Source organism: Acinetobacter sp. YH12046 (assembly GCF_013419905.1).
Classification (GTDB): Bacteria; Pseudomonadota; Gammaproteobacteria; order Pseudomonadales; family Moraxellaceae; genus Acinetobacter.
Genome location: NZ_VOZF01000022.1, coordinates 41,659 through 48,092 on the forward strand (window position 1 = coordinate 41,659; position 6,434 = coordinate 48,092).

Below are 6,434 nucleotides of genomic sequence, written 5' to 3' on the forward strand. Positions count from 1 at the left end.
CAGGAAATAAGAAATGCAGCAGCAAGTTTATCATAGCCGCAATATACAAGCATGGGAGCAGCGCTGGTTTGGCAAGCAAAATAGTTCTTATGGTTTGATGCAACAGGTAGCATGGTCGATTGCGCAGCGACTCATCCCTTTGTTGGAACAACAGCAATTGACCCGAATCGCTGTGTGTTGCGGTCAGGGTAATAATGCCGGTGATGGTTATCTGATAGGTAAATATTTAAAACAGGCCGGTTTTGAAATAGATATTTATGCAGCAGAACCCAATCCATCACAGGATCTGGCTCAAGCAATCCGGGAAACTCAGCAAATCGGTATACCCACTTATTCAGGTTTTAATTTTCAGAAACAATATGATGTCTATATTGATGCCTTATTTGGGATCGGCTTGAACCGTGATCTGAATGAAAATTGGCAACAGATTATTCAAAGCATTAATGCCCAGCAAGGTCTTAAAATTGCAGTGGATATTCCAAGCGGACTGCATGCCAATACCGGACAGTCTTTGCCGGTTGCCATTAAGGCAGATCATAGTTTTACTGTTTTAGGTTTAAAGGCGGGACTATTTACCGGACGAGGCAAAGAATATGCCGGCAAGGTAGAGGTCATCTCGGTTATTCCTCCCGATGCTGAACTTGTGCCGATAGCTCAAATTTCCTCGACTCAAATTCATCTGCCTAAACGTGAAGCTTTTGGACATAAGGGCAGTTATGGGCATGTGCTCGTAATTGGGGGGCATGCCGATATGGGCGGTGCGGTCATTATGGCAGCTGAGGCAGCCTTTGCTGCCGGTGCAGGTAAGGTCACTGTGGTTTGTGATGCCAAACATCATACTGCCATTTTGTCACGTGCTCCGAATATCATGCTGCGTGATATTAATGCGCTAGATGCTGAGCAACGCCAAGCTTTAGTTCGTCATGTGGATGCTGTCTGTTTTGGTATGGGGTTAGGACGAGATACTTGGGCTGAACAGCAATATAAATACTGGTTTGACCTGATTCAGCAATCAGAACTGGAGACAGTTCTCGATGCAGACGCCTTGTGGTTTCTGGCAAAATCACCACAAAAGTTGAATGCCCATACTTATGCAACACCACATCCGGGTGAAGCGGCTACTTTGTTAGAAATGAAAGCATCAGAAGTCGAAGCAGATCGTATTCAGGCAATTCAACAGCTCCAGCAAAAATATCAGGGACAATGGGTGCTCAAAGGTTCAGGTAGCCTGATTTTAGAAGATGCTCTTTTCATCTGTACCGCAGGCAATGCCGGTATGGGAACCGGAGGAATGGGAGATGTACTTGCTGGCATGATCGCAAGTTTGAAAGCCCAATTTAAAGATGCCACCCATTTACATGAAATCGTAACTTTGCACGCACTTGCCGGTGATGTATTGGCGAAAAAAGGTGAACGCGGCTTGCAGGCACAAGATATGAAACATGCCATTTACCAGGTTGTGAACCACTAAGGACAATAAAAATGCAGGCCATTCATTTGATCATTCAGGGCAAAGTGCAGGGCGTGGGCTACCGTCGCTGGTTTGAACAACAAGCAATTCAATTAGGTTTAAAGGGTTTTGTGCGTAATCTGGAAACAGGCGAAGTTGAGGCTATCATTGTGGGGAAGGAAGCGATTGTTCGGGAAATGATCCAGCTCAGCAGAACTGGACCACAACGTGCAGAAGTCACTGCAATTCATCAGCAGAAATTGACTCTTCAGGACGCTGATTTTCAGGATTTTAAAGTATTAACTAAAGACTAACGACGACGGGTGCTGACCCGGCTGCGTCCGCGTGCCATACCGCCTAAGGCATTCAATACGGCCATTTTACTCATGCTGCCTGAAGCATGAGCATGACAAATCGCAGCAGCAAGTGCATCGGCAGCATCTTGTTGCGGTTTGATTGTCAGGTTCAGAATACGCATAACCATCATCTGAACCTGTTCTTTGTCTGCAGCGCCATAGCCCACAACAGACTGTTTGATCTGCCGTGCCGTATATTCGGCAACTTTCAGATCCAGATTCACCAAGGCTGCGACTGCCGCACCACGAGCCTGACCCAGTTTGAGAGCAGAATCCGGATTTTGTGCCATAAACACCTGTTCCACCGCAGCCTCGGTCGGGCCGTAAAATTTGACAATCCGTTCGACACCAGCAAAGATTCGTTTTAAACGTTCAGGCATTTCCGCTGTTTCAGTTCTAATCGTTCCTGCATCAACAAAAGTGAGTTTTGAACCTTCTTTCTGGATGATACCGTAACCTGTTAGACGCGAACCGGGATCAATCCCAATAATTAATGACATGCCTGCACTTTAAAAATAAAATAATGCCCATATTGTTACATAAGCGTATCAAAAAAGCTTGATCCTGATGAAGCAGTTGATTACAGCATCCTAATATTTATTTTACTGAGATTAGATTAATTTTCATGAAATTATTTCTTATTATCCTGGCCGGCTTAGTCCTCGAAGTATTTGTATGGATTGGCGTGGGTGACCTTGTCGGGAGCATGTGGTACGTATTTTTCTGGTTCGTAGCGGCCTTCTTTATCGGTATGAACCTGATCCGGAAATATTCGGCCGGTGTAATGCCACAAATGCAGCAAATGCAGATGGGACAGATGAGTGCAGATCCAGCATTATCAAATAATTTGCCTAAAATCTTAGCCGGCTTTTTCCTGCTGATTCCTGGTTTGATTAGTGATGTGCTTGCGGTATTAATGCTGATTCCACCTGTACAACGTGCTTTCCAGGCAGCCATGATGAAAATGATGATGAAACGTCAGCAAGCCATGATGGAAAAAATGATAGGTGGCATGATGGGCGATGTCGGTGGCGGTGCAGATCAAAACCCGTTTGCTGAAATGATGCGTCAAATGCAGGATATGCAGAACCAGCAGGGGGGGCATGGTGATTCGACCATTATTGATGGTGAAGCCCGTGAAGTGACCCCAGAAGCCAAGAAAATTGAAATGAAAGATGTGAACAAGAAATAAAATCACGCTTTCAATATAAATGCTTCAAGCCGAATCTCATGATTCGGCTTTTTTATTGGAACTTTCTAATTTCATTAAACAAAAGTTATAATAGTTTTTTTACCATTTGATCTTTTTTAAATGTCTTTGCTTTTTACCATCTGTTTTCTACATTTTGTAGCTCAATTAAGTCCCGGTCCTGACATCTTACTTATCGCAACAAGTGCAGCTTCTACGACACGTATGAATGCCCTAAAGGTAATTGCCGGAATTTCAGCGGGGATCGTGGTTTGGGTGGTATTGACGCTAGCAGGCTTTACCGTATTGATCGACCAGTTTCCCTGGATTCAACAGGTATTGATGGTCATCGGTGGGCTATTTTTGGCCAAAATGGGCTGGGCCATGCTAAAAGGTGGATGGCAAGGTTTTCAGAACAGGCATCAAGCTCAAGATGATTTAAATACGGTAGAAACACCAAAAAGTTACTTTATGCAGGGTTTATTGACTAATCTGTCGAATCCTAAAACCCTGATCTATTTCAGTAGCGTATTTTCACTTGCACTGAGCTCATCAGCTTCTGATTATTTAAAAGCGCAACTGGCAGTGATTATTCCGCTGCAAACCTTTATTACTTTTACTTTACTGATGCTATTAATTTCCCATCCCAAAATTAAAGAGGCTTACCAGCGATCAGGAAGTTATATCGATATGATTTCAGGCGGGTTATTCCTGATTTTTGCAGTCTGGTTATGGTATGACGCGTTGGTTCTAATGAACTAAAAATCTTAATTCGATGGGGTAATAGAGGAGTTTTCGGTAGAAAGCTGCTGTGCAGCGGAAGCATCAGAAACTGGATGATCCTGTTTCTGCACTGGAGACTGATAACGATTCGGTTTAAGGGTGGCCTCAGTATTTTCCGAACCCTGATAACTGCGACTGCGATTGGCACGCTCACGTAAGCCGCCTTTTTTAATTAACTGAACCATTTTCATCTCTCACTGCAAGATGACTTATTGTAATTCAAATTTTCTATTCTGGCAGCGTTTCATATTCAAGTTAAAATCGCATAAAAAAGACCTGATCCAAGTCAGGTCTTGCTTGAGGATAAAAAAATTAGCGCGGACGTTTATTATCTTGTTGCAGCACATCAAATAAAGATGATTGAGCTGGCGCTTCTTGTTGCTGTGACTGGATATAGACATGCATTACCTTGAATGCGATTGCAGTAACCAGACAGGCCACCAGACATAAAATCCAAAAACCATAAGGGCTGCGAATATTATGTGAGCCACAGGCATGACATTCTTTTTGGCCAGCTTCCACAACTTTATCGCAGCACGCACAGTGATATTGATAGTACATTGCTAAGCTCCATTACATTTTTGATATTTTTTTTGTTATCTTTCACGGACTTTTATTTCAGGTATTTCAGGTCTGCATTTCATGTTAATGATGAAATTAGACGCTGACAAGTCATATAACAAAAAGTTACCCAAGTCTCAGTGAGGAAAACAAATAATAATTGGCTAAGTACATAACATCGTTACATTATTTCAATAAAATTCTCTGAAATAATTAACTATGCTATCTATCAATTCATAAGCAATTTTTGAACCAGTTCGAGTGGAGCTTAAGAAAAACAAGTATAAAATGGCAAATAGACAGGGCAAAAACTTGGATGAATTGATCTGCCCTACAAAATAGAATGATATGGAATATATTTTGCTTATTTTTTAACTATTCGTTGCACTGTATTAAGTCTATAAAAATGTTTAATTTCAATAATTTTTATGAAAGTGCCCTATAAACTTAAGGAACAATACTGATCTCATGAAGAAAATATCACTGTTTTTATCATCCTTGCTTTGTATAAGCAGTCTTTATGCCCAATCGGATATTGAAAAGGAAGTTATTGCCCAGTTTCAGCAGGATTTTAATGCGCAAAATTATACAGCAATTTTTGAAAAGTTTTCACCTGAAGCGAAAAAGGCAATTCCTTTAAATATGTTTGAAAAAGTCTCTAAAGACTTGCAGCAGCAACTCGGCAAAATACAAAGTCTTGAGTATATAGAGTCTAAAGGCAAAGAGACTGCAGTCTATAAGGCCAACTTTGAAAAAGATCGTCTGAAACTCAGCATGAGTTTGAATAATGATCAACAGATTTCCGGCCTTTTATTTACGCCCTATATCGAATCTACCGCAGCAAATAATAAGACAGTCAATGCTATTCAAGGCTATCCAAAAGCGATTGCAGAGAAAATTTATCAGGTTACTCGTACTTTTCCAGAACAAACTCAAGTAGCGATAGCGGTATTAGATCAGGACAAACCCCATTACTATGGAGTACAGAAGCATAAGGACAAAATCCAGGCCAAGGCCAATCAGGATAAAATCTTTGCAATTGGTTCTCTGACCAAAGTGATGACATCAACCATATTGGCTGAACTGGTGACACAAAATAAAATTAAACTGGATGACAAGATTAATCCTTATTATGCCTTTCCATTCAAGGACAATATCCAGGTTCGCTTTCAGGATTTAGCCAATCATACGTCTGGACTGCCACGACTACCGAGTAATTTGGAAGTAGATGATGATACTGATCCATATAAGGAATATGATGCAGCTAAACTGGAAGAATATTTAAAAAATTCCTTAGAGCTTGAACATGCAAATAACAGTGGAAAAGTGCCACATTATTCTAATTTGGCTGTGGCTTTATTGGGACAGAGTTTGAGTCAATCGCAAAATAAGGATTTTGCTGAGTTACTCAATGAATATGTCTTTAAAAAGTATGGGATGAAACATAGCTATACCTCGCCTGATCAAGCAGCTAAGCAACTTGTGTCTGCATTTGATGCCCAAGGAAAAGAAATCACCACCTGGGCATTTGATACCTTTTTACCTGCGGGCGGTGTACTCTCTACAGCTTCAGATTTAACCAGATTTGCACAAGCTCAACTCGATGCAAAAAATGCGGCAGTACAATTAACTCAGCAAGCAACCACAGAACAAGCAGGTAGCTACCAATTGGGATTGGGCTGGTTTGTGCGAGAACAGGAAAATGGCACCAAAATCATCTGGCATGGGGGAAATACCGCAGGGCATTCTGCTATTTTGATGATTGATTTAAACAAGAAAAAGGCAGTGACGATTTTAGCCAATGTCGCTGCTGTACATCCTGAAATGGGAAATATTGAAAAACTGGCAGCTCAACTCTTACAGGAATAAATCAGCTTTGAGATAGTAAAAAGCCCGCATTGTGCGGGCTTTTTTAATTCATGGATTTTAAGGATTACTGACCAGAACGAATGATGTAATCAAAGGCAAATAATGATGCTTTGGCACCTTCACCAGTCGCGATGATGATCTGTTTGTAAGGAACAGTGGTACAGTCACCTGCAGCAAACACACCTTTCACATTGGTTTCATTGCGTTCGTTAATCACAATCTCACC

Annotated in this window: 9 protein-coding genes; 5 read left to right on the forward strand and 4 right to left on the reverse strand. The window is 41.4% G+C overall.

Annotated features, from left to right (window positions below):
* The first annotated feature begins 13 nt into the window (after window positions 1-13).
* A complete protein-coding gene (locus tag FTU03_RS11940; protein WP_179993092.1) occupies window positions 14-1,471 on the forward strand; it encodes an NAD(P)H-hydrate dehydratase in 1,458 nt (485 codons plus the stop codon).
* Between the two features lie 11 nt (window positions 1,472-1,482).
* The gene (locus tag FTU03_RS11945; protein WP_179993093.1) at window positions 1,483-1,764 is read left to right on the forward strand and encodes an acylphosphatase; all 282 of its coding nucleotides are present in this window, start codon (window positions 1,483-1,485) and stop codon (window positions 1,762-1,764) included.
* Here FTU03_RS11945 and ruvC read toward each other — a convergent pair.
* Complete coding sequence (gene ruvC / locus FTU03_RS11950) at window positions 1,761-2,306, reverse strand: crossover junction endodeoxyribonuclease RuvC (protein ID WP_004784062.1); 546 nt, start codon at window positions 2,304-2,306, stop codon at window positions 1,761-1,763. The genes FTU03_RS11945 and ruvC overlap by 4 nt on opposite strands.
* 125 nt (window positions 2,307-2,431) lie before the next feature.
* Here ruvC and FTU03_RS11955 point away from each other — a divergent pair, with 125 nt between their 5' ends.
* The gene (locus FTU03_RS11955) at window positions 2,432-2,998 is read left to right on the forward strand and encodes an FxsA family protein (RefSeq protein WP_179993094.1); all 567 of its coding nucleotides are present in this window, start codon (window positions 2,432-2,434) and stop codon (window positions 2,996-2,998) included.
* A 120-nt stretch (window positions 2,999-3,118) separates the two neighbouring features.
* Window positions 3,119-3,757: a LysE family transporter gene (locus tag FTU03_RS11960; protein WP_179993095.1), complete on the forward strand. Its 639-nt coding sequence runs from the start codon at window positions 3,119-3,121 to the stop codon at window positions 3,755-3,757.
* Window positions 3,758-3,762: 5 nt separating this feature from the next.
* Here the strand turns inward: FTU03_RS11960 and FTU03_RS11965 are convergent, their stop codons facing one another.
* Entirely contained in the window at window positions 3,763-3,963 is a 201-nt protein-coding gene (locus FTU03_RS11965; RefSeq protein ID WP_179993096.1) for a hypothetical protein, read from the reverse strand.
* A 127-nt stretch (window positions 3,964-4,090) separates the two neighbouring features.
* A complete protein-coding gene (locus FTU03_RS11970; RefSeq protein WP_179993097.1) occupies window positions 4,091-4,339 on the reverse strand; it encodes a hypothetical protein in 249 nt (82 codons plus the stop codon).
* A gap of 468 nt (window positions 4,340-4,807) precedes the next feature.
* Between FTU03_RS11970 and FTU03_RS11975 the strand changes: the two genes are divergently transcribed.
* The gene (locus FTU03_RS11975) at window positions 4,808-6,208 is read left to right on the forward strand and encodes a serine hydrolase (protein WP_179993098.1); all 1,401 of its coding nucleotides are present in this window, start codon (window positions 4,808-4,810) and stop codon (window positions 6,206-6,208) included.
* 64 nt (window positions 6,209-6,272) lie between these two features.
* On the opposite strand, the gene FTU03_RS11980 is transcribed toward FTU03_RS11975, so the two are convergent.
* Window positions 6,273-6,434, reverse strand: a 162-nt coding sequence (locus FTU03_RS11980) for an FAD-dependent oxidoreductase (RefSeq protein WP_373684504.1), incomplete at its 5' end; no start/stop codon positions are given.